Origin of the sequence: Streptomyces sp. SolWspMP-5a-2, from assembly GCF_900091845.1 — a bacterium.
Taxonomy (GTDB): Bacteria; Actinomycetota; Actinomycetes; order Streptomycetales; family Streptomycetaceae; genus Streptomyces; species Streptomyces doudnae.
The window spans coordinates 1-20,158 of the sequence record NZ_FMCI01000190.1; the positions used below are offsets into that span (position 1 = coordinate 1).

The window sequence follows — 20,158 nt, forward strand, 5'->3', positions numbered from 1 at the left end:
CGAGCCCCAGGACCAGGGCGCAGGCGGCGGCCGCGGCGGCCGCCCTGGCGCGGCGCCGGCCCCGCGCCGACGGGGTGGGGTGCGGGACTGGGCTCATGGAGGACCTCCCGGGTGCGTGCGCGGCTGCCGGTTCGACTGGCTTTGTATACCGGCGGGCGGAGCACCCGGGCCAGAGCCGTGCGGCACCTTCCGGGACGGACGGCCTGGAAGGTGCCGTCCCGGATCGCGCGTGTCCCGCTGCGGGAGGCGTGGAGGTCAGACCTCCAGACCGGCCTCCAGGCGCTTGAGGCTGTGGCGGGCGAGGGCCAGGTTGCTGCGGGTGCGGTCGAGCGCCAGGTAGAGGAAGAGCGAACCGCTGGTGCTCACGAGTGGCCGGATCAGGTGGTACTGGTGGCCGAGGGTGATGAGGATGTCCTCGATCTCGTCGTCCATGTCGATGGACTTCAGGGTGCGCTGCTTGGCCCGCAGCACCTCCGTGTTGCCCGCCGCCGCGACCTCCAGGTCGAGGTGGGGGCCGCCGCCGAGCGTGCCCAGTGACATGCCGCTCTCGTAGTCGACCAGGGCCACGCCGACGGCCCCTTCGATGGCCATGGCTTCCTTGAGCGTGGTCTCAATGTTCACGGTGGTGCCCTCGATTCCTTGACGACCCTCAAGACGAGCAGTCGTGGCGCAAGAACGGTCTCTTTATGTGCCGCGCGCGTTCAGACAATGCCATCTTTGGCCAGTGTTGCAATAGTTGGCAAATAAAGTACTGTGCAGACGGAGCGACCGAAGGGGGAAGTGGTGTCATCGCTCGATGTGGCGCTCGGGGACGCCCTCAAGACACAGGGCATCGGCGGAGCGGCCCTCCTGGACGCGGTGACCGGCCTCTCCTACGGAGAACTCGGCGACGTCAGCGGCAGCCAGGACGCCTGCGAGATCGCCGACATCGCCCGCACCCGTCTGCACCAGGCAGGCGCCGAGGGCGATCTGGAGAGCGTGATCGTGACCACCGCGACCCGGCACCTGGTGACGCTCCAGGTGTCGCGCACCGGCGACCCGCTGCTGCTGTGCGCGACCGTCGACCGGAACCGCACCAACATCACCTGGGCGCTCCGCGACCTGGCCCGGCACGCGGACGACCTGCTGCGATGATCGACGAGAGCACCGAGCCGGGCACCGGCTCCCGCAACATCCCCGCGCTGCTCGCGGAGTTGCGGTCGCGCAAGCAGTCCCGCACCGTGCGGCTGACCGGTTCCCCCGGCGGCACCCTCCACCTCCGCGACGGCCTCGTCGTGGCGATGGAGACACCCGCGGCGCCCAACGTCGAGAGCCTGCTGCTGAAGTCCGGGCGGATCACCGAGGAGGCCTGGTCGGCGGTCTGCGCGGCGGACACCACCCACGACCGGCTGGCCGAGGAACTCGTCGCCCAGGAGCTGGTCGGCGGCGGCGAGTTGGAGATCATCAGCCTCAGCGCGCTGTTCGACGCGGCCTTCGCGCTCTCGCTCAGCCGTCCCGACGGCTGGGAGGTCACCGACCCCGTCCCCGTGCTGTACCGCAACCCGGGCATCACCCCCGAGCGGCTGGTCGCGGAGATCTCCCGGCGCACCGAACTGCTGGCGGACCGGCCCGGATCGGTCGCCGAGTTCGCCAGGACCCGGATGCAACTGGCGGCGCCCGCACAACTCCCCGGCGCCGTGGGCGCGTTGCCCGCGCGGTTGCAGGACGTGCTGACCAACACCGACGGGCGCAGGACCCCCAGGGACATCGCCTTCGCGCTCGGCCGCGGCCTGTTCGCCGTCATGCTCGACCTGCGGCGGCTGCTGGCGCTCGGGCTCGTCCAGTCGAGCGCGCCGGTCGCGCCGCAGCGTCCGAGCACGGCGACCCGTACCCCGTCGGCGCCGGTGCCCGCGCCGCCCGCCGCGGTACCGCTGCCGCGCAGACTCCCCGGCCGCAACACCCCGGCTCCGACCGGCACTCCGAGCGAAACACCCTGACATGTCCAGCGCCCCGGCCTCGGCACGCCGTCGTGGCGTGCGGGTGCCGGCGCCCCGATCCGGTCCCGGCCGCGCGGCACCGCCGCGTCCTGGCGTGCCGCGACCGCACCCGAGTACCCCTCCCTCCCGCACGCGCTCGACATGAAAGAGGACGCCATGAGCGACCCTGTGAACGACCTCCTCGTCTCTCTGCGGGACAAGGTGATGGGAGTCAACGAGAGCGTCCTGGCCACCTCGGACGGGCTGGTGGTCACCAGTGACGTCAGCAAGACCCACGCCGAGTCCATGGCCGCCGTCGCGGCCGCCACCCTCTCGCTCGGCAACCGGCTCGCCGACCAGGGCTCCACCGGCACGCTCCGCGAGATCAGCGCGCAGTGCAGCACCGGGCACGTGATCGTGACGGCCGTCGGCAACCGCGCGCTGCTCGCCGTCGTCGCCGACGACGGCCTCGACCAGGCGGCCTTCCGGCGCGAGATCCCGGCGACGGTGACGGAGCTGCGCCGCCACCTCGACAAGGACGTCGCCTCCTGATCCCGCGACCGGGAGCCCGGGTCAGCCGCCCGGCTCCCAGGTGAGCTGTTTGACCGTCCGCAGGGTCAGGGCCGTCTCGACGGTCCTGACGCCGGGCAGCGCGCCCACCGTCCCGCTGAGGTACCGGTAGAACGCCTCGGTGTCGGCGCATCCGACGGCCGCGACGAGGTCGGCCGGGCCCGTGATGGCTGCGGCGAACCGCACCTCCCGCTGGGCGGCGAGGGCCCGGCCGACGTCGGCGAGCGCCGAGGGCGCGACCCGCAGCCAGAGCATCGCGCCGACGCCCTGCCCGAGCGAGGCCAGCCGGTGCTGCGCCTCGAAGTAGAGGACCCCCGAGGCCCGCAGCCGTTCCAGCCGCCGACCGACCGCGGACTCCGACTGCCCGGTGGCCGCCCGCAGTTCGCCGAGCGGGGTGCGTCCGTCCCGGCGCAGCGGCGCGAGCAGCGCCTCGTCGAGCGCGTCGAGGACGACCGGCCCGGGGTCGGCGGGCGCAGGTGCCCGGCGCAGCGCCTCCTGCTGGTCCGCTGTCAGGGCCTGGATCTTGTCGAGCCTGCCGAGCGGGCCGCCGTAGAACATGTGCAGCAGGCAGTGCGCGGCGACGGAGAGCACCCGGGGCGTGCGCCGGAGCTGTCCGAGGAGGAGTTCGTCCTGCTCGCGGCGGCTGCGGGGGCGCATGGCGCACATGACCTCGGTGCCGCCCGCGAGGAGGTCGACGTAGGCGGTGTCCGGGCGCCTGGCCAGCGCGGTGGCGAGCTGACCGGCGGTGTCGGGGGTGCAGCCGAGGCGCAGGATCCAGGTGGTGCGCCCGAGCCTGCTCTCGTCGAGCGCCCCGACGATCCGCAGTCCGGCGGTGTCCCGCAGCCTCCGGTAGCGGCGGGCGACCGTCTGGTCGGAGACGCCGAGGACCGCCCCGATCCGGCGGAAGGGGGCGCGGCCGTCGAACTGGAGCGCCTGGATCAGCTCCAGGTCCAGGGTGTCCAGGGGCGGCGGTGGTTCCGTCATGGGCGGGACCGTTCCGTTCGGCGGGCGGGTCGTCGTGGGGGTGGCATGGGCGTCCGCGGCCCGGCCGTCACGGCGACCCGCCCGGTGGTCAGACCCGCGCGGGCGCGGGGGTGCCGTCGTCCGCGCTCCGCGGGCCGGTGGTCCGCCCGGGGCCGGTGTCCTGGCCCGCCGCCGTGGCGCGGGGCGCGCGCAGCAGGACGGCGCCGACCGCGGCGGCGAGCAGGGTGAGGGCCGCGGCGACCAGCAGGCAGAGGTGGAGGCCGTCGAGGAAGGACGCGGAGAGGGCGGCCAGCATCCGGGGCGTGTCCGCGCCGAGGTCGACCGCGCCCACCGCGCCGATGCCGCCGTCCTGCGCGACCGCGGTGACCCGACGGACCACCGGCGCGGCCAGTCCCGCGTCGGTGAGGTGGCCGGGCAGGGCACCGACGGCCCTGGTGGAGAGCAGGGCGCCGAGCACGGCGGGGCCGAGGGCGGCGCCGACCTGCCGGAAGGCGTTGTTGCCCGCGGCAGCCATGCCCGCCTGCCGGAAGGGGACCGCGCCGACGGCGGTGGCGGTCATCGGGGTGATGACGAGGGCCATGCCGAGGCCGAGCAGCGCCAGCCGCCAGGACAGGGCCGCGTACGAGGTGGTGGCGTCGATGCCGGTGAGCGTGAGCAGGGCCGCCGTGACGGCGAGGAGGCCGCCGGGGATCAGCAGGCGCGGCGAGACGCGGTGGGTGAGCCTGCCGACGGGGGCGCCGAGCAGCAGCGGCACGGCCGCCACGATCAGCAGCCGCCAGGCGGCGTCCAGGGTGGACAGGCGCTGGACGAGCCCGAAGTAGAGGCTCAGTGCGAAGAAGAAGCCGATCATGCCGAGGAAGCTGATCATGGCGATGAGCGTGGTCGCGGTGAAGGCCGGGCTGCGGAACAGCGTCAGGTCGAGCATCGGGGCGTCGCTGCGCCGCTCGGCGAGGACGAACGCGGCGGCGGAGACCGCGGCGACGGTGAGCGCCGTCACCACCAGGGCGTCGGAGAAGGACCCGGCGCCGCCCTCGATGATGCCGTAGACCAGCGCGGTGATGGCGAGCGCGGCGGTGATCTGCCCCGGCCAGTCCAGGCGCCGTCCGCCCGGGGCCCGGGAGTCGGTGAGCAGGCGGGCGGCGAACGCCATGGCGAGCAGGGAGGCGGGCACCGTGGGCAGGTAGATCCAGCGCCAGGAGGCGTGTTCGAGGACGAGACCGGCGAGGACGGGTCCCAGGGCGAGGGCGGCACTGAGCGCGGTGGCCCACAGGCCGATGAACGCGGCGCGCTCGCGCGGGTCGGGGACGGCGTGGCTGATCAGGGCGAGGGTGGTGGGCAGCAGCGCGGCCGAGCCGATCCCGGCCAGGGCCTGTCCGATCCAGAGGACCTGGACGGAGTGCGCGGACAGCGCGACCAGGGCGCCGAGGCCGCTGAGCGCGAGGCCCGCCTGGTACACCTTCTTGCGGCCGTGCACGTCACCGAAGACGCCCGCGGTGAGGATGAGCGCGGCCATGGGCAGGACGAACGCGTCGGAGACCCAGGACAGTTGGGCGGTCGAGGCGTTCAGGGCGCGCTGGACGGCCGGCAGGCTCACCGAGACGGTGGTCACCGGCAGGTAGGCGACGAAGACGCCGACGCACGCCATGACGAGCGTGGCGGCCCGCCGTTCCCGCGGCGTGTGCGGCGTGGTCGTGGCATTCACGGAACTCTCCCTTGCGACATGGACGACGGCGGGCCAGGGGGCCGCCGACGCCCCACACCTTCCGTCGCGGACCCGTCCGGAGCCAGCCACCGGTGGCCGGAACGCGGATATCCGACACCCGGGCGCGACGATCAAGGGATTCTCGACATCCCGGGGAGTGCCCCGTCCCCGGGCCTCTCCGCCCCAGGTCACGCCCCTGCGCGGGACCGGCGCGACGGCCGTGCGGCGCCCCGGTGGAGGGGGTGATCTCTGGCCGACCTGGGCGGGGGCGGCGAGAATGCGCGAGGAGCCCGGACGGCTCAGGTCTCCCCCGACGACAGGAGCAACCATGCGGTACCGCAAGCTCGGCAGCTCGGACCTGGAGGTCTCGGAGATCTCGCTCGGGTCGTGGCTGACCTACTCGGGCGGTGTCGAGGCCGACCGCACGCGCGCGTGCACCGAGGCCGCCTTCGACGCGGGCATCACCTTCTTCGACACCGCCAACGTCTACGGCCGGGGCGCCGCCGAGAGCGCCTGGGGCGAGATCCTCTCCGCCCACCCCCGCGACTCCTACGTGCTGGCCACCAAGGTCTGGGGCCAGATGTCCGACGACCCGGCCGACCGGGGCCTGGCGCCCGCGCAGATCGCGCGGCAGATCGACGCCTCCCTGACCCGGCTGCGCACCGACCACGTCGACCTCTACCAGGCGCACCGCTTCGACCCCGACGTGCCGATCGAGGACACCGTCGAGGCGCTGCAGAAGGTGGTCCAGCAGGGCAAGGCCCGGTATCTGGGCTTCAGCGAGTGGACGCCGGAGCAGATCGGCGCGGCGATCGCGATCGCGGGGCCCGAGCTGTTCGTCTCCTCGCAGCCCCAGTACTCGATGCTCTGGCAGGCGCCCGAGGCGGAGGTCTTCGGTCTCTGCGCGGACAACGGCATCGGGCAGGTCGTCTGGTCACCGCTCGCGCAGGGCGTCCTGACCGGCAAGTACCGGCCCGGGGAGCCGGTCCCCGAGGACAGCAGGTTCGCCAGCGAGTCGATGGGCGTGGCCCGGGACATCGTCTACCACGACGACGCCCTGGAGGCCGTGCAGCGGTTGGTGCCGGTCGCCGAGGGCGCCGGTCTCACCCTGCCCACCCTGGCGCTGGCCTGGGTGCTGCGGCGCGGCGAGGTGGCGTCGGCGATCACCGGCGCCTCCCGCCCGGAGCAGGTGCACGCCAACGCGGCCGCGTCCGGGGTCAGGCTCACCGACGACGTGCTGGCCGCCGTGGACGAGGCGCTCGGCGACGTGCCGGTCACCGGGCCGACGCTCGCCTCGCTCGCCCGCGCGGGCGTCAGGCACCGCTGATCCGGCGCCCGCCGGTCATCCGGCGGGCCGGTACTCCGGCAGGCGCAGGGCGGAGTGGGCGGCGCGTCCCTCGTCGCCCGGCAGCTCCGCGCCCTCGCCGACCCCCGCGCGCAGCACCCGGTTGCGGGCGTCGAGCATCTCGCGGGTGCGCGGGGCGACGAAGGTGCCGCCGGGTCCCGCGAGGGCCTGGTTGCGTTCGGCGAAGGGGCGCATGATCCGCTCGTAGGCGGCGAACGCGTCGGTGTGGTCGGCGTGCGTGGCGAGTTCCCCGGCCAGGACGTAGGCGCCGACGAGGGAGACGCTGGAGCCCTGGCCGGAGAGGAACGAGGTGGCGTGCGCGGCGTCCCCGGCCAGCGCGACCCGCCCGCGCGACCAGGTCGGCAGGTGGATCTGGCTGACGACGTCGAAGAAGAGGTCGTCGGCCGAGCGCAGGGCGTCGACCAGCCGCGGGATGTGCCAGGTGCGCTCGGGGAAGGTGGCCGCGACGAGGTCGCGCTGCGCGCCGGGGTCGCGGAAGGCGTCGAAGGGCGGGGTCTCCCGGGCGAAGGTGAGGAATCCGTGCATCCGGTCGGCCGGTTCGTGGGCGTAGAGGACGGCGGCCCGGCCGGGGGCGTTCCAGGTGACGCCCTCGTGGGAGAGGCCGAGGTCGTTGGGGAGGGTGAAGCCCGCGAAGGTGTAGCCGAGGTAGCGGTGGTAGGGCTCCTCGGGGCCGAGGACCAGGCCGCGGGTGTGGGAGTGCAGTCCGTCGGCGCCGATGACCAGGTCGAAGGTGCGCGGCCCGGCGTGGACGAAGGTGACGTCGACCCGGTCGCCGTCGTCGCGGAGGGTGGCGATGGAGTCGTCGAAGAGGAACTCGACGCGGTCGCGGACGGCGCCGTAGAGGGCGTCCGCGAGGTCGCCGCGCCGTACCTCCAGGTCCTGGCCCTGCTCGCCGCCGGTGAGGTCCTCGGGGCGTACCACGCCGATGACCTCGCCCTCGGTGTCGACGAAGGTGAGCCGCCGGGTGTCGACGTGGGCGGCGCGCAGCCGGTCGAGGAGCCCCATCCGGTCGACGGCGTCGCGGGCGGTGCCCCGGATGTCGACGGCGTACCCGCCGCCCCGGACGGCGGACGCCTTCTCGACGACGGTGACCCGGAAGCCGTAGTGGTCGAGCCAGTGGGCGAGGGCGGGTCCGGCGATGCTCGCGCCGGAGACGAGGACGGTGCGCTGCTCGGAGTGGTTCATGGGGATTCCTCCCGACGGCCCGCATCGAAGATGCGTACCTTAGGCATGTGGTTTGACCGCAGACGCCACCCGGTCCGGTGGCGTGACGACACCGACGACGATATAGATACCTAAGTTAGGTATGCAAGTGGAGACGCGATGAGCCCTACGTCCCCGTCCGCGCCCGACCCCGCCGCGCTCGCCGTGCTCCCCCGGCTGGCGCAGCTCAGCAACGCCGTCACCCGGGGCAGGCTGGCCGAGCGGGCGGCCGAGGCCGCCGGACTCACCCTCGACCGGCCCGCGACCGGCGTGCTCCTGACGCTGCACACGGCCGGGCGCGCGCTGCGGATCGGCGAGATCGCCGACCGGATGCAGGTCGTCGGCCCGCACGTCACCCGTCAGGTCCAGGCGCTGGAACGGCGCGGACTGGTCCGGCGGGTGGGCGACCCGCAGGACCGGCGGGCCAGCCTGATCGAGCCCACCCCCGAGGGCGCGGCGGCCGTCGACCGGTACGCCGGTTCCCTGATCGGCTGGTTCACGGAGACCATCGGGCACTGGCCGGAACAGGACCGCGCCGACCTCGGCCGGCTGCTCGGCCGCCTCGCCGACGACGTCACCGCGCGGCTGACGGCCCTGGAGGAGACCCAGGACCCGCCCGCCCGGTAGGGGCCGCCGCTCCCCCGGTTCGCGCGCCGTTCATCCCCGGACCACCCGGGCGCGCGCGGCCGTTCGGCCGGGGCAGGAAGGGTCCTGGCGGCCTGTCAGAACGAACCCTGGACGGAATACGTGCCCCGATCACGCGCTCCCCGCCCGACCGGCGCCCCGCGCCTGCGGCTGTGCCTCGCCGCGGTCGCCGCAGCGGCGCTCTCCCTCGGCGCGACGGCGGTCGCCCCCGCCCGCGCCGCGGCCGCCGACGACATCCGGATCAACGAGGTGGTGACCACCGGATCCGTCGACGACTCGATCGAGCTGTACAACAAGGGCGCGGCGAGCGTCGATCTCTCCGGCTGGATCCTCCGGGACGACAACAAGAGCAGCCAGTACCGGATCGCGTCCGGGACGACGCTGGCGCCCGGCGGGTTCGCCGTCTTCGACGTGCACGCCTCCTTCGGGCTCGGCTCGGCCGACCAGGCCCGGCTCTACCTGGCCGACGGCACCACCCTGGTCGACGGCGTCGCCTGGGACGAGCACTCCGACCCGTCCTGGTCGCGCTGCCCCGACGGCACCGGCGCTCTCGTCCGGGCCGCCGCGCTGACGCTCGGGGCCGCCAACTCCTGCGGCCCGGACGGCGCCACCCCCACCGCCTGGCCCGGCGGGAGCGCGGTGACGACCGCGGACGGCTCCGGCGTCTTCGGCAGCGACCTCAGCGGCCTCTTCCAGGAGGGGTCCGTGATGTGGGCCGCGCAGAACAGCGGGAAGCTGTGGCGGCTGGTGCCCGACGGCACGGGCGGCTGGAAGCCGGACACCGCCGGCGGCTGGGCCGCGGGCAAGGCCCTGCGGTTCCCGGCCGGTTCGGGCGCCCCGGACAGCGAGGGCGTGACCGTCACCGGATCCGGCGCGCAGGCCGGGGTGTTCGTCTCCAGCGAGCGCAACTCCGCCTCGTCCGGCACCAGTCGGCTCTCCGTGCTGCGCTACGACGTCGGCGGCACGGGCTCCACGCTGACGGCGGCCAGGGAGTGGAACCTCACCGCCGATCTGCCCGCGGTCGGCGCCAACCTCGGTCTGGAGGCGGTCACCTGGGTGCCGGACAGCGCCCTGACGGCCGCCGGGTTCAAGGACGCCTCGACGGGGGCCGGTTACGACCCCGGACGCTATCCGGCGCACTTCGGCGGCGTGTTCCTGGTCGGTGTCGAGGGCACCGGCACGATCCACGCCTACGTCCTCGCGGAGTCGGGCGCGTTCACCCGCGTCGCCTCCTTCGGCAGCGGCATGTCCACCGTGATGGAACTCCAGTGGGAGCCGCAGGCGTCCCGGCTCTGGGTGGTGTGCGACGACACCTGCGGCGGGCAGCACCGCACGATGCGGATCGGCGCGTCCGGGGTCTTCACCACCGCGGCCGTGCACGACCGGCCCGCCGGCATGCCCGACCTGAACAACGAGGGCTTCTCGGTGGCCGGTGCGGGCGAGTGCGCCGGGGGCGTCAAGCCCGTCTACTGGGCCGACGACGGCAACACCGGCAAGCACGCCCTCCGCAGGGGCACCCTCTCCTGCTGAGCGGCGCCGCATCCGGCAGGGCGGCGAACTAGCGCCCCGGGGGCGGTCCTTCCGTCTCCGGGGGCTCGGTGAAGACCGCCGGGGTGAGATGGCGGTAGGCGGCGCGGGCGTTCACCACGCGGGCCACCAGGGTGCCGACGAGCGTCGCGCCGAGGAGGCACGCCATCCAGCGGGCGTCGCGCTGGGCGACCCAGGTGAGGGTGCCCGCGGGCGGTATCCCGAACCCGTTGAGGAACAGCCAGCACAGGACGGCGGTGCCCGGCGCGGCGGCGAAGCTCGCGCACAGTCCGAGGACGATCGCGAACAGCGACAGCGCCACCAGGACGAGCAGCGGACGGCCCGGTCCCGCCGTGGAGTTGAGCAGGGCGACCAGGATCGCGGCCCCGCCGAACGCACCGACCCACACCAGGGGCGCGGCGACGGGCTGGGGCACCGGTCTGGCCGCCATGCGCAACGTCATTCGCTCGATCATGCCGGCCGGTCCTCCTCGTCCTGCCCACCGATCCCCGGGACAGCGCTTCGCGGAGGCGGTCGAGGGGGCGACCAGCCTACGGGACCGCGCGGGGCCGCCGACAGCCGCGTACCGGTCCGTCAGCGGCCCCGGGGCGAGCGGGTCGGGTCCAGCAACTGGGCGGCGACCCCCATGAAGACGAGACCGGCCGCGATGAGCAGCCCGTGCGCGACCGCCACCCCGACCAGCAGGACGCCGGTGGCGACCAGCAGCGCGGTCCAGGTACCGGCCCGCCGGTACTCGCGCGGCCTGATGGGACGTCCGCTGGCCAGGGAGCGGGCGAAGCGGGGGTCGTCGCGTTCCAGGCGGGCCTCGAGATCGGCCAGGCTTCCTGCGTCGTAGCGGGGCACGGCTGCTCCTCTCCGGGGCGGGTGGTGCCTGGAGTCTTTCCCGCCCCGGCACCCCGCGACCATCGGGCCCACCGCTCAACGACCGGGGTGGTCGACCCCCATCCCCGAAGATGAGGGACGTCACGGATGGCCGCCATCGTGCCCGCCCCGCAGGCTGGGGACAAGGTCGGCGTCCCGTCCCCTCGCGGACGCCGTGTGTCGAGCCCGGAAGGCGGAGCGCGGTGCCCCTGTTCTGGCGGATCTTCCTGCTGAACGCCGTCGTCCTGATCACGGCCACCGGTCTGCTGCTCGGTCCGGTCACCGTCTCCACGCCGGTGCTGCTCACGGAGGCCGCGGTGCTCAGCGTGGGCCTCGCGGCGATGCTGGTGGCGAACGCGCTGCTGGTGCGGGTGGGTCTCGCGCCGCTGCAGCGGCTGTCGCGGGCGATGAACACCATCGACCTGCTGCGGCCCGGACGGCGTCCCGCGGTGGCCGGGCACGGCGAGGTCGCGGAGCTGATCGCGGCCTACAACACCATGCTGGACCGGCTGGAGGACGAGCGGGCCACCAGCACCGCCCGCGCGCTCTCCGCGCAGGAGGCCGAGCGCCAGCGCATCGCGCAGGAGCTGCACGACGAGGTGGGCCAGACCCTCACCGCCGTCCTGCTGGAGCTGAAGCGCACCGCCGACCAGGCGCCGCCCGAGCTGGGAGCGCAGCTCAGGCAGGTGCAGGAGACCACCAGGTCGGGGCTGGACGAGATCCGGCGCATCGCCCGGCGGCTGCGGCCCGGGGTCCTGGAGGAGCTGGGGCTGACCAGCGCGCTGAAGGAGCTGGCCGCCGACTTCAGCAGCTCCGCCTGCACGGTGCGGCTCCGCCTCGAGGGCGATCTGCCGCCGCTGGACCACGAGTCGGAGCTGGTCCTGTACCGGGTCGCGCAGGAGGGGCTGACCAACACCGCCCGGCACGCCCGCGCCCGGGAGGCGGAACTCGCCCTGACCCGGACCCCGGAGGGCGTGCGGCTGCGGCTGCGCGACGACGGTGTCGGGCTCGGCGGCGCCCCCGAGGGCGCCGGGCTGCGCGGGATGCGCGAGCGGGCCCTGTTCGTCGGCGCCGATCTGGTGCTGGGCCCCGGGCCGCGCGGCGGCACCGAAGTACGTCTGACCGTTCCCGTACCGACCCCCGACCGGAGCCGTGACCATGCACGCACACGAACCGGCCCCCGCCCGCATCCTGCTCGCCGATGACCACGCGCTGGTCAGACGGGGTGTCCGGCTGATCCTCGACAGCGAGCCCGACCTGACCGTGGTCGCCGAGGCCGACGACGGCGCGGACGCCGTCGCCCAGGCCCGCACGCACCGGCCCGATCTGGCCATCCTCGACATCGCGATGCCCCGGCAGACCGGGCTCCAGGCCGCGCGCGAGCTGTCGCGCACCCGCCCCGACCTGCCGATCCTGATGCTGACGATGTACGACAACGACCAGTTCTTCTTCCAGGCGCTGGCGGCGGGCGCCGCCGGGTACGTGCTGAAGTCGGTCGCCGACCGGGACCTGATCGCGGCCTGCCGGGCGACCCTGCGCGGTGAGCCGTTCCTGTACCCGGGGGCGGTGGACGCGCTGATCCGGGACTACCTGAGCCGGGTCAGGGGCGGTGACGCGCTCGCCGCCCGCACCATCACCGACCGCGAGGAGGAGATCCTCAAGCTGGTCGCCGAGGGCCATTCGTCCGTGGAGATCGCCGGGCTGCTCGTCATCAGCCACCGGACGGTGGAGCGGCACCGCGCCAACCTGCTCCAGAAACTGGGTCTGAAGGACCGGCTGGAACTCACCCGGTACGCGGTGCGGGTGGGCCTGATCGAGCCCTGAACGCGCCCCGCCCCGGGCCGTGGGCGGCCCGGGGCGGGAGGGGACGGCGGGCGGTCAGCGTTCGGACTCGCCCGCGAGGGCGGGTTCGGGGACGGGTCCGGACCGCCGGTCGCCCGCGCCGGGGTCCGAGGGGGTGCGGTAGACGGTCTTCAGGAGCCGGGCGAAGAGGTCGGCGCGGCCCGCGAGGATGGGTCCGAGGACCGCGAGGACGAGCACGTACCCGGCGATGAACGGCGCGAGCCGGGGGTCGAGTCCGGCGCTGGCGGCCATGGCGGCGAGGATCAGCGCGAACTCGCCGCGCGCGACGAGGGTGGTGGCGATGTCGGCGGCGATGTCGGGGCCGTAGCGGTAGAGGCGGGCGACGAGCAGTCCGGCGAGGATGTTCATCACCAGGGTCAGGGCCGCCGCCGCGGCGACCGGGACGGCCACGGACGCGAAGTCGCCGGGGTCGATGGCCAGGCCGAAGGCGAAGAAGAAGATGGCGGCGAAGGCGTCCCGCAGCGGGTGGACCAGTTCGCGGATCCTCGGCCCCGAGGGCGTCCCTGCGAGGATCAGGCCCACCATGAACGCGCCGATGGCGTCGGCGACGCCGAGCACCTCGGAGACCCCGGCCACCAGCACGGCCGCGCCGAGGAAGCTGATGACGAGGAGTTCGTTGTCGCGGGTGGCGATCAGACGGCCCACCAGGCGGGTGCCGTAGCGGGCCGCGGCGGCCAGCACCAGCAGGAACCCGAACGCCTTGGCGCTCTGCAGCACGGTCTCGGCGACGCCCTCGGCGCCGCTGATCACCGGCTGGAGCGCGGCCAGGTAGAGGGCGAGGAAGATGTCCTCGACGACGATGACGCCGAGGATCAGCCGGGTCTCGGGGCGGCCGAGGCGGCCCAGGTCGATGAGGATCTTGGTGACGATCGCCGACGAGGAGATGCCGAGGACACCGGCCAGGACCAGGGCCTCGCGGGTGCCCCAGCCGAGGGCGAAGCCGAAGCCGAGCCCGGCGCCCACGTTCAGCAGCAGGTAGACGCCCCCGGCGGCCAGCAGCCGCCGTCCTCCGCTCTTGAGGTCGTCGAGGTGGAACTCGAGGCCCAGGTAGAACAGCAGCAGCACCAGGCCGAGAGCGGAGAGCATCTCGAAGTCGTGCGCGTCCTCGACCAGGACCAGGCCCGGGGTGTGCGGGCCCAGCAGGATCCCGGCGAGCATGAACAGCGGAATCGTCGGAAGCCCGATCCTGCCGCCCAGGCGCGCGAGGAGCGCGGCGGCCAGGAAGGCGCCGCCCATGGCGAGGAGGGTGTCAGCGTGTCCCACGGGTCACCGCCTCCGAGAGGTCGCGGGGGCGGGATGGCTTCAACTGACGGGGGTGGATGAGGAGTCCCCTTCCCTGGGAGTCGTCGTACTCGTGGCCGGACGCGTGGTCGGCGCCGGTCGCGCGGCGGACTGCCGGATCGTCGAAATCACCGTCGGGCGGTCGCCGTCGCGACCGCACCGCGACGCCCTCATCGGCACGCGGCAGCCTCAGCCTGCTCCCAGCCTCGCCGTTCGGGTGCCCCGGCCGCCATCCGTACCGTCACCCATATCGTCACCGCGACGGGTCAGCGCGGTACGGAGGGTCAGCCGACGTCCCAGAGGAAGCGGTGGGTGTGGATGCCGAAGTAGGGGAAGGACTGGACGCCGCTCACGCCCTCCAGCGGGCGCACCACGTCGTTGACGAAGTCGAGGAGTTCGCGCGGGCCCGGCGCGACGACCTCGGCGAAGAGGTCGAACCCGCCCGAGGTGAGGACGGAGTAGACGACCTCGGCGCGGGCGGCGAGGTCGTCGGCGACGGTGCGCGGGTCGCCGTCGACGGTGATGCCGAGCAGGGCCATGGCCTGGCCGCCCATCGCCATCGGGTCGGTGACGCCGACCACCTGGACGGCCTTGGCGTCCAGCAGGCGTTGCAGCCGCTGCCGGGCGGCGGACGCGGACAGGCCGACCCGGGGGCCGAGGTCGGCGTAGGCGATGCGGCCGTCGCTCTGCAGCTCGCGCAGGATGGCCCGATCGATCTCGTCCACGGTCCGCGGTCTCCCTCCGGGTCGTCTGCGGTGAGCTTATCGGCGCTGCTCAGGCGGTGAGTTCGGCCAGGGCCTCGCCGAACACCGCGGTGTGCGTGTCGACATCGCGCGCGGTGGTGTCCGGGCACATCAGGGCCATGTTGTGGAACGGGGTGAGGAGGATGCCCCGGTTGGCGAGGTAGAGGTGCAGGAAGTCCTCCAGCGCGGTGTCGGCAGCCGCCGCGGACTCGGCGCCGGTGCGGGGCGCCGGGTCGGCGAAGCGGTACTCGGTGCGGGCGCCGAGCCGGGTGACCGACCAGGGCAGGGCGTGCGTCCCGACGGCCGCGCGGACCCCGCTCTCGAACCGCTCGGAGAGCGCCGTCATGTGGGTGAACGCCGCGTCGGTCAGGACGTGTTCGAGGGTGGCGCGGGTGGCGGCGACCGAGAGGGCGTTGCCCGCCAGGGTGCCGCCGACGCCGCCCATGTCGACGAGGTCGAGGTCGGCGCGGCCCAGGAGCCGGGAGGCGAGGTCGGCGCTGAGTCCGTAGGCACCGGCCGGGACACCGCCGCCGATGGCCTTGCCGATGGTGAGCAGGTCGGGCTCCAGGCCCCAGGCCGCGGTGCAGCCGCCGGGTCCGGCCGAGAAGGTGTGGGTCTCGTCGTTGATGAGCAACGTGCCGTGCGCGCGCGTCAGTTCGCGCACGCCGGCCAGGTAGCCGGGCTCGGGCAGCACGATGCCGATGTTGGTGAGCGCGGGTTCCATCAGGACGGCGGCCACGTCGCCGTGGGCCAGTTCGCGCTCCAGCCGGTCCAGGTCGTTGAACTCGGCGACGCGGCTGGTGAGGGTGACGTCGCAGGGGGCGCCGACGTTCCCGGGGCGGGGCGCTCCGGCGCCGTCCGGTCCGACGACGACGAGGGACTCGTCGACGCTGCCGTGGTAGCTGTAGGCGTTCACCAGGATCTTGGGGCGGCCGGTGACCGCGCGGGCCAGCCGGATCGCCCAGCGGTTGGCGTCGGTCGCGGTGAGCGAGAAGCTCCAGCGGGCGAGCCCGAAGCGGCGGGTCAGCTCGGCGCCGACCCACTCCGCGTCCTCGGTGGGCAGCATCGCGGTGGCGCCGCCGAGGTCGGCGAAGCGGCGCTGGACCGCCTCGGCCACCACCCGGGGCGAGTGCCCGGCCATGGCGCCGGTGTCGCCGAGGCAGAAGTCGATGTACTCCTGCCCGTCGATGTCGGTGACCCGGGCCCCGCGGGCGGTGGCCAGATAGCGCGGAAAGGGGCCCGCGGTCTTGTTCATCCAGGTCATGGGGACCCGGCCGAAGAGGTGCTCGGCCCGCCCGTAGGCGTCGCGGGAGCGGGGTCCCCGACGTGCGGCCTCGGCCGTCTCGCGGTCCAGTAGATGCTGAAGGCGGGCGCGGTCCATGGTCACCTCTGCGTCGGGGGCCGATCGAACAGCAGGAGGCTACGGCGGATATCACGACGGCGACAAGCCTTGACAACGGATTCGATCGAGCGGACACGCGATTCATGCGCGGTGTCGCGGAGGGACGTATGTCTCACTGGGCCATGTGTCCCCATGGGACATCGAGGAGTACGCTCGCGGACATGAAGGCAACGGAGCCGACCAGCACGACGGAGGACCGGCGGGCGCGCAAGGCGCGGCGCACGCGCGACGCGATGGCCGCCGCCGCCGTCGACCTGATCCTCGACCACGGCCTGGCCGCCACCACGGTCGAGGCGATCGCCGAGCGCGCCGACGTCACCCGCCGCACCTTCAGCCGGTACTTCACCGGCAAGGAGGACGCGGCCCTGGACTTCGTCCGCGGCGACGGCGACCGGATCAACGCGCTGCTTCGCGCCAGACCCGCCGCCGAACCCCCGCTCCTCGCCTACCGCAGGGCCGTCCGCGACTGGCTGGCCGACCGTGAGAACCCGGCCTGGCACGTCAGGCCCCGGATGCGGCGGCTGCTGGCGGTGGTGGACGGCGAACCCGCGCTGTTCGCCGCCTACGAACGGATCCGGGTCGACGCCCAGGAGGAGTCGATCCGCATCATCGCCGACCGGCTCGCCACCGACGACGTCGATGACCTGCGCCCGGCGGTGGTGGTCGACGCCGCCGCCGGAGTCCTCAGCGCCGCGCTGCGCGCCTGGGCCCGCGCCGGATCTCGGGACGACCCGCGGGCAGCGGACCTCGCCACCCTGGTGGAGCGCGCCTACGACGCCCTGATCTCGGAGGCCGCGACCGCGGCCGCCGACCGCACTACCGAAGTGAAGGCACCATGAGCACCACCCCGCACTCCCTCGACCTCTCCACCGAGTTCACCGGCAAGGCCGCCCTGGTCACCGGCTCCGCCTCCGGCATCGGCCTGGCCACCGCCCGCCGTCTGGGCGCGGGCGGCGCGGCCGTCGTCATCGCCGACTTCGACACCGAGGGCGCCGAGCGGGCCGCCGCCGGCCTCCTGGAGGAAGGCGTCAAGGCCGCGGCCGTCACACTGGACGTGACCCGGCCCGCGTCCGTGGAAGCCGCCGTCGCCTTCACCGTCGACACCTTCGGCGGCCTCGACCTGGCCGTGAACAACGCGGGCATCGGCGGCCCGAGCGCGCCCACCGGCGCCTACGACATCGAGGCGTACGACCGGGTCGTGCGCACCAACCTGGACGGCGTCTTCTACTCGATGCGCCACGAGATCCCCGCGATGGAGGCGTCCGGACGGGGCGGCGCCATCGTGAACGTGGCCTCCATCCTCGGCACGGTCGCCTTCGCGGGCTCCCCCGCGTACGTGGCCGCCAAGCACGGGGTGGTCGGCCTCACCAAGACGGCAGCCGCCGAGTACGCGGCCCACGGCATCCGGATCAACGCGGTGGGCCCCGGCTTCATCGAGACACCGCTGCTGCGGACCATGGACCAGGCCGCGTACGACGGCCTGGTGGGCCTGCACCCGGCCGGGCGGCTCGGCACCCCGGAGGAGGTCGCCGAACTGATCGCCTTCCTGCTGTCCGACCGCGCCTCGTTCGTGGCCGGCAGCTACCACCTCGTCGACGGCGCCTACACCGCCGTCTGAGCCGCAGGAGAGGAGCCGTGCCATGAAGGCACTTCAGTACCGCACGATCGGATCGGCGCCCGAGGTGGTGACCGTCCCCGACCCCGAACCCGGCCCGGGACAGGTCCTGTTGAAGGTGACCGCCGCCGGTGTCTGCCACTCCGACATCGCCGTGATGGAGTGGCCCGCCGAGAGCTTCCCGTACGCGCTGCCGCTGACGCTCGGGCACGAGGGCGTCGGCACGGTCGCCGCGCTCGGCGCCGGGGTCACCGGTGTCTCCGAGGGCGAGGCGGTCGCCGTCTACGGGCCCTGGGGCTGCGGCACCTGCGCCAAGTGCGCGCAGGGCAAGGAGAACTACTGCCTGCGCGCCGCCGACCTCGGCATCAACCCGCCGGGCCTCGGCTCGCCGGGCTCGATGGCCGAGTACATGCTGGTCGACGACGTCCGCCACCTGGTGCCGCTGGGCGGGCTCGACCCGGTCGCCGCGGTGCCGCTGACCGACGCCGGACTCACCCCGTACCACGCGATCAAGCGGTCGCTGCCCAAGCTGGTGCCCAGTTCGACGGCGGTCGTCATCGGCACCGGCGGCCTCGGGCACGTCGCCATCCAGTTGCTGCGGGCCCTGACCCCGGCCCGGGTGGTCGCCCTCGACGTGAGCGAGGAGAAGCTGGAGCTGGCCAGGAAGGTCGGCGCGCACGAGGTGTTCCCGTCCGACGCGCGGGCGGCCGACGCGGTGCGCGAACTGACCGGCGGGATCGGCGCGGAGGCCGTCTTCGACTTCGTCGGCGTCGCCCCCACCGTCGCCACGGCGGGCAAGGTCGCGGCGGTCGAGGGCGACGTCACCATCGTCGGGATCGGCGGCGCCCCGCTGCCCGTCGGCTTCGGGCACCTGCCCTTCGAGGTGTCGGTGACGGCGCCGTACTGGGGCAGCCGGGGCGAGCTGGACGAGGTGCTGGCCCTGGCCCGCTCCGGCGCGGTCTCCGTCCACACCGAGACCTACTCCCTGGACGACGCCCCGCTCGCCTACGAGCGGCTGCACGCGGGGAAGATCAACGGCCGGGCGGTGATCCTCCCGAACGGCTGAGCCGCTCCCGGGGCGGCCCCGCCCCTTCCCCGAGGTCCGCCGTGCGGGCAGGGTGATCCCAACTCACCCTGCCCGCACGGCATTTGCGACAGTCACGGAGGAACCGATCGGCGCGGCGAAGTTTCCCCGCGCAGTCTTTCCCGACCCTGCGAAATCGAACGATGACGGTGTGTACTGTGCAGCGAGCGGCGCCCGGGGCAGACGGAGCGATCCCCGCCCGGCTCCCGGACCACGCTCTTCCCTGCCCGCGACCCGCTTGGAACCGATTCGATGATCGAACTACCGGAGCTGGCCGCCGGCGGTCTCGCCGCGGGAACCCTCTCGTCGTTCGCCCTGGCCGCCGCGCTGCTGCGCGCACGGCGCCGATCGCTTCGGCAGCGCGCCGAGACGGCCGCCCTGCGCGGCAGGCTCGAAGGCGCCGTCGAGGGGTTCACCGCCGAGGTCGAGCACCTCGCCACCGAGCGGATACCGGCCGCCGCACGGCAGTTGACGCACCCTCATGTCGTGGTGCCGGGGCCCACGCAGCCGCTGATCGGCGACTCCCCGCTCGGCGTCGCGCTGGAGCACGTCCTCGTGGAGCTGCGCGCCGAGCTGTCCGCGCAGCGCACCAGGATCGACGCGGCGGCCCAGGCCGGGATGCGCGGCGCCACCCGGGAGATCCAGGCCGCCCTCTACCGGCTCCAGGACGCCCTGCGCCGACTCCAGCAGGACTACGACGAACCGGAGTTGGCGCAGACCCTGTTCCGCCTCGACCACGAGAACGAGCAGTCGCTGCGGCGCGCACAGGTCACCGCCGTGGTCTGCGGGGCGTGGGTGGGGCTGGCCCGCGAGGAGTCGCACCTGGTGGACGCGGTGACCGGCGGACAGGCCCGGCTCGCCGGATACCACCGGGTGCGGGTCAACAACCATCTGGAGCCGGGCACCGGGCTGGTCTCGCACGCCGTCGAGCCTGTCGCCATCATCGTCGCCGAGCTGCTGGACAACGCGCTGCGGCACTCGGCACCCGACACCGACGTGGTGGTCGGCCTGGAGCGGGTGCACCACGGGGTGTGCGTCACCGTCGACGACGCGGGTCTGGGCATGACCCGGGACGAACGGGAGCGCGCGCAGCGGCTGGTGGCGGGCGGCGGCCCGATCCTGCTGACCGAGCTGGGCGACCCGCCGCGGATGGGGCTCGCCGCGATCGGGCAGCTGACCCGGCAGTTCGACCTCGGGGTCGACCTGTCGTCGCCCTCGCCGTACGGGGGCGTGCGGGCAGTGCTGCGGATCGACAGCCATCTGCTCAGCCGGATCGACCCGCTGGCGCACCCGCCGGCGGCCGGGGCGGCCCGCTCGACCCGCGGACCGCTCCCGA

21 protein-coding genes are annotated in these 20,158 nt (G+C 74.0%); 12 read left to right on the top strand and 9 right to left on the bottom strand.

Translation table 11 applies throughout. The features are described 5' to 3' along the window. Nucleotides 1-255: 255 nt before the first annotated feature. Nucleotides 256-621, bottom strand: a complete 366-nt coding sequence (locus tag GA0115242_RS19350) for a hypothetical protein (RefSeq protein WP_093830146.1) — start codon at nucleotides 619-621, stop codon at nucleotides 256-258. A 162-nt stretch (nucleotides 622-783) separates the two neighbouring features. Between GA0115242_RS19350 and GA0115242_RS19355 the strand changes: the two genes are divergently transcribed. The 3 genes from GA0115242_RS19355 (at nucleotide 784) to GA0115242_RS19365 (ending at nucleotide 2,507) form a co-directional block, all read left to right on the top strand. Further along, a complete protein-coding gene (locus tag GA0115242_RS19355; RefSeq protein WP_141721660.1) occupies nucleotides 784-1,134 on the top strand; it encodes a hypothetical protein in 351 nt (116 codons plus the stop codon). Beyond that, entirely contained in the window at nucleotides 1,131-1,976 is an 846-nt protein-coding gene (locus GA0115242_RS19360) for a hypothetical protein (RefSeq protein WP_093830150.1), read from the top strand. Before GA0115242_RS19355 ends, GA0115242_RS19360 begins: the two co-directional genes overlap by 4 nt. Nucleotides 1,977-2,132: 156 nt before the next feature. Further along, the gene (locus GA0115242_RS19365) at nucleotides 2,133-2,507 is read left to right on the top strand and encodes a roadblock/LC7 domain-containing protein (RefSeq protein WP_093830152.1); all 375 of its coding nucleotides are present in this window, start codon (nucleotides 2,133-2,135) and stop codon (nucleotides 2,505-2,507) included. A gap of 21 nt (nucleotides 2,508-2,528) precedes the next feature. Here GA0115242_RS19365 and GA0115242_RS19370 read toward each other — a convergent pair whose 3' ends face one another. Both GA0115242_RS19370 and GA0115242_RS19375 read right to left on the bottom strand, forming a co-directional pair. Next, complete coding sequence (locus GA0115242_RS19370; RefSeq protein ID WP_093830154.1) at nucleotides 2,529-3,509, bottom strand: Lrp/AsnC family transcriptional regulator; 981 nt, start codon at nucleotides 3,507-3,509, stop codon at nucleotides 2,529-2,531. Between the two features lie 88 nt (nucleotides 3,510-3,597). Next, nucleotides 3,598-5,211: an MFS transporter gene (locus GA0115242_RS19375; protein ID WP_370672301.1), complete on the bottom strand. Its 1,614-nt coding sequence runs from the start codon at nucleotides 5,209-5,211 to the stop codon at nucleotides 3,598-3,600. Nucleotides 5,212-5,539: 328 nt separating this feature from the next. On the opposite strand from GA0115242_RS19375, the gene GA0115242_RS19380 reads away from it, so the two are divergent. Then, nucleotides 5,540-6,538 (top strand): aldo/keto reductase family protein, encoded by a 999-nt coding sequence (locus GA0115242_RS19380; protein ID WP_093830156.1) that lies wholly within the window; start codon nucleotides 5,540-5,542, stop codon nucleotides 6,536-6,538. A 15-nt stretch (nucleotides 6,539-6,553) separates the two neighbouring features. Here GA0115242_RS19380 and GA0115242_RS19385 read toward each other — a convergent pair whose 3' ends face one another. Continuing rightward, nucleotides 6,554-7,762: an FAD-dependent monooxygenase gene (locus tag GA0115242_RS19385; RefSeq protein WP_093830158.1), complete on the bottom strand. Its 1,209-nt coding sequence runs from the start codon at nucleotides 7,760-7,762 to the stop codon at nucleotides 6,554-6,556. 138 nt (nucleotides 7,763-7,900) lie between these two features. Here GA0115242_RS19385 and GA0115242_RS19390 point away from each other — a divergent pair, with 138 nt between their 5' ends. Together GA0115242_RS19390 and GA0115242_RS19395 are read left to right on the top strand one after the other, a co-directional pair. Next, the gene (locus tag GA0115242_RS19390; RefSeq protein WP_093830160.1) at nucleotides 7,901-8,407 is read left to right on the top strand and encodes a MarR family winged helix-turn-helix transcriptional regulator; all 507 of its coding nucleotides are present in this window, start codon (nucleotides 7,901-7,903) and stop codon (nucleotides 8,405-8,407) included. 168 nt (nucleotides 8,408-8,575) lie between these two features. Next, nucleotides 8,576-9,955, top strand: a complete 1,380-nt coding sequence (locus tag GA0115242_RS19395; protein WP_237549160.1) for a lamin tail domain-containing protein — start codon at nucleotides 8,576-8,578, stop codon at nucleotides 9,953-9,955. A gap of 28 nt (nucleotides 9,956-9,983) precedes the next feature. Here the strand turns inward: GA0115242_RS19395 and GA0115242_RS19400 are convergent, their stop codons facing one another. Further along, on the bottom strand, nucleotides 9,984-10,427 hold the full coding sequence (locus GA0115242_RS19400) for a hypothetical protein (RefSeq protein WP_093830162.1): 444 nt from the start codon (nucleotides 10,425-10,427) through the stop codon (nucleotides 9,984-9,986). Between the two features lie 119 nt (nucleotides 10,428-10,546). After that, nucleotides 10,547-10,816, bottom strand: coding sequence for a DUF3040 domain-containing protein (locus GA0115242_RS19405; protein ID WP_256089473.1), 270 nt, complete (start codon nucleotides 10,814-10,816; stop codon nucleotides 10,547-10,549). Nucleotides 10,817-11,037: 221 nt separating this feature from the next. On the opposite strand from GA0115242_RS19405, the gene GA0115242_RS19410 reads away from it, so the two are divergent. Beyond that, on the top strand, nucleotides 11,038-12,039 hold the full coding sequence (locus tag GA0115242_RS19410) for a HAMP domain-containing sensor histidine kinase (RefSeq protein ID WP_093830166.1): 1,002 nt from the start codon (nucleotides 11,038-11,040) through the stop codon (nucleotides 12,037-12,039). Then, on the top strand, nucleotides 11,993-12,658 hold the full coding sequence (locus tag GA0115242_RS19415) for a response regulator (protein WP_093830168.1): 666 nt from the start codon (nucleotides 11,993-11,995) through the stop codon (nucleotides 12,656-12,658). The genes GA0115242_RS19410 and GA0115242_RS19415 overlap by 47 nt, the downstream gene beginning before the upstream one ends. Nucleotides 12,659-12,712: 54 nt before the next feature. On the opposite strand, the gene GA0115242_RS19420 is transcribed toward GA0115242_RS19415, so the two are convergent. From GA0115242_RS19420 to GA0115242_RS19430, 3 genes are all read right to left on the bottom strand, one after another. Then, on the bottom strand, nucleotides 12,713-13,960 hold the full coding sequence (locus tag GA0115242_RS19420; RefSeq protein ID WP_256089474.1) for a cation:proton antiporter: 1,248 nt from the start codon (nucleotides 13,958-13,960) through the stop codon (nucleotides 12,713-12,715). 302 nt (nucleotides 13,961-14,262) lie between these two features. After that, the gene (locus tag GA0115242_RS19425; RefSeq protein WP_093830170.1) at nucleotides 14,263-14,703 is read right to left on the bottom strand and encodes an Lrp/AsnC family transcriptional regulator; all 441 of its coding nucleotides are present in this window, start codon (nucleotides 14,701-14,703) and stop codon (nucleotides 14,263-14,265) included. 49 nt (nucleotides 14,704-14,752) lie between these two features. Continuing rightward, nucleotides 14,753-16,102, bottom strand: a complete 1,350-nt coding sequence (locus GA0115242_RS19430) for a transaminase (protein ID WP_093830172.1) — start codon at nucleotides 16,100-16,102, stop codon at nucleotides 14,753-14,755. 182 nt (nucleotides 16,103-16,284) lie between these two features. Between GA0115242_RS19430 and GA0115242_RS19435 the strand changes: the two genes are divergently transcribed. The 4 genes from GA0115242_RS19435 to GA0115242_RS19450 form a co-directional block, all read left to right on the top strand. Beyond that, nucleotides 16,285-16,962: a TetR family transcriptional regulator gene (locus GA0115242_RS19435; RefSeq protein WP_161353195.1), complete on the top strand. Its 678-nt coding sequence runs from the start codon at nucleotides 16,285-16,287 to the stop codon at nucleotides 16,960-16,962. Next, nucleotides 16,959-17,741 (top strand): SDR family NAD(P)-dependent oxidoreductase, encoded by a 783-nt coding sequence (locus tag GA0115242_RS19440; protein WP_093830176.1) that lies wholly within the window; start codon nucleotides 16,959-16,961, stop codon nucleotides 17,739-17,741. Before GA0115242_RS19435 ends, GA0115242_RS19440 begins: the two co-directional genes overlap by 4 nt. 22 nt (nucleotides 17,742-17,763) lie before the next feature. Continuing rightward, nucleotides 17,764-18,804 (top strand): NAD(P)-dependent alcohol dehydrogenase, encoded by a 1,041-nt coding sequence (locus GA0115242_RS19445; protein WP_093830178.1) that lies wholly within the window; start codon nucleotides 17,764-17,766, stop codon nucleotides 18,802-18,804. A gap of 270 nt (nucleotides 18,805-19,074) precedes the next feature. Next, nucleotides 19,075-20,158, top strand: a 1,084-nt coding sequence (locus GA0115242_RS19450) for an ATP-binding protein (RefSeq protein WP_141721662.1), incomplete at its 3' end; no start/stop codon positions are given.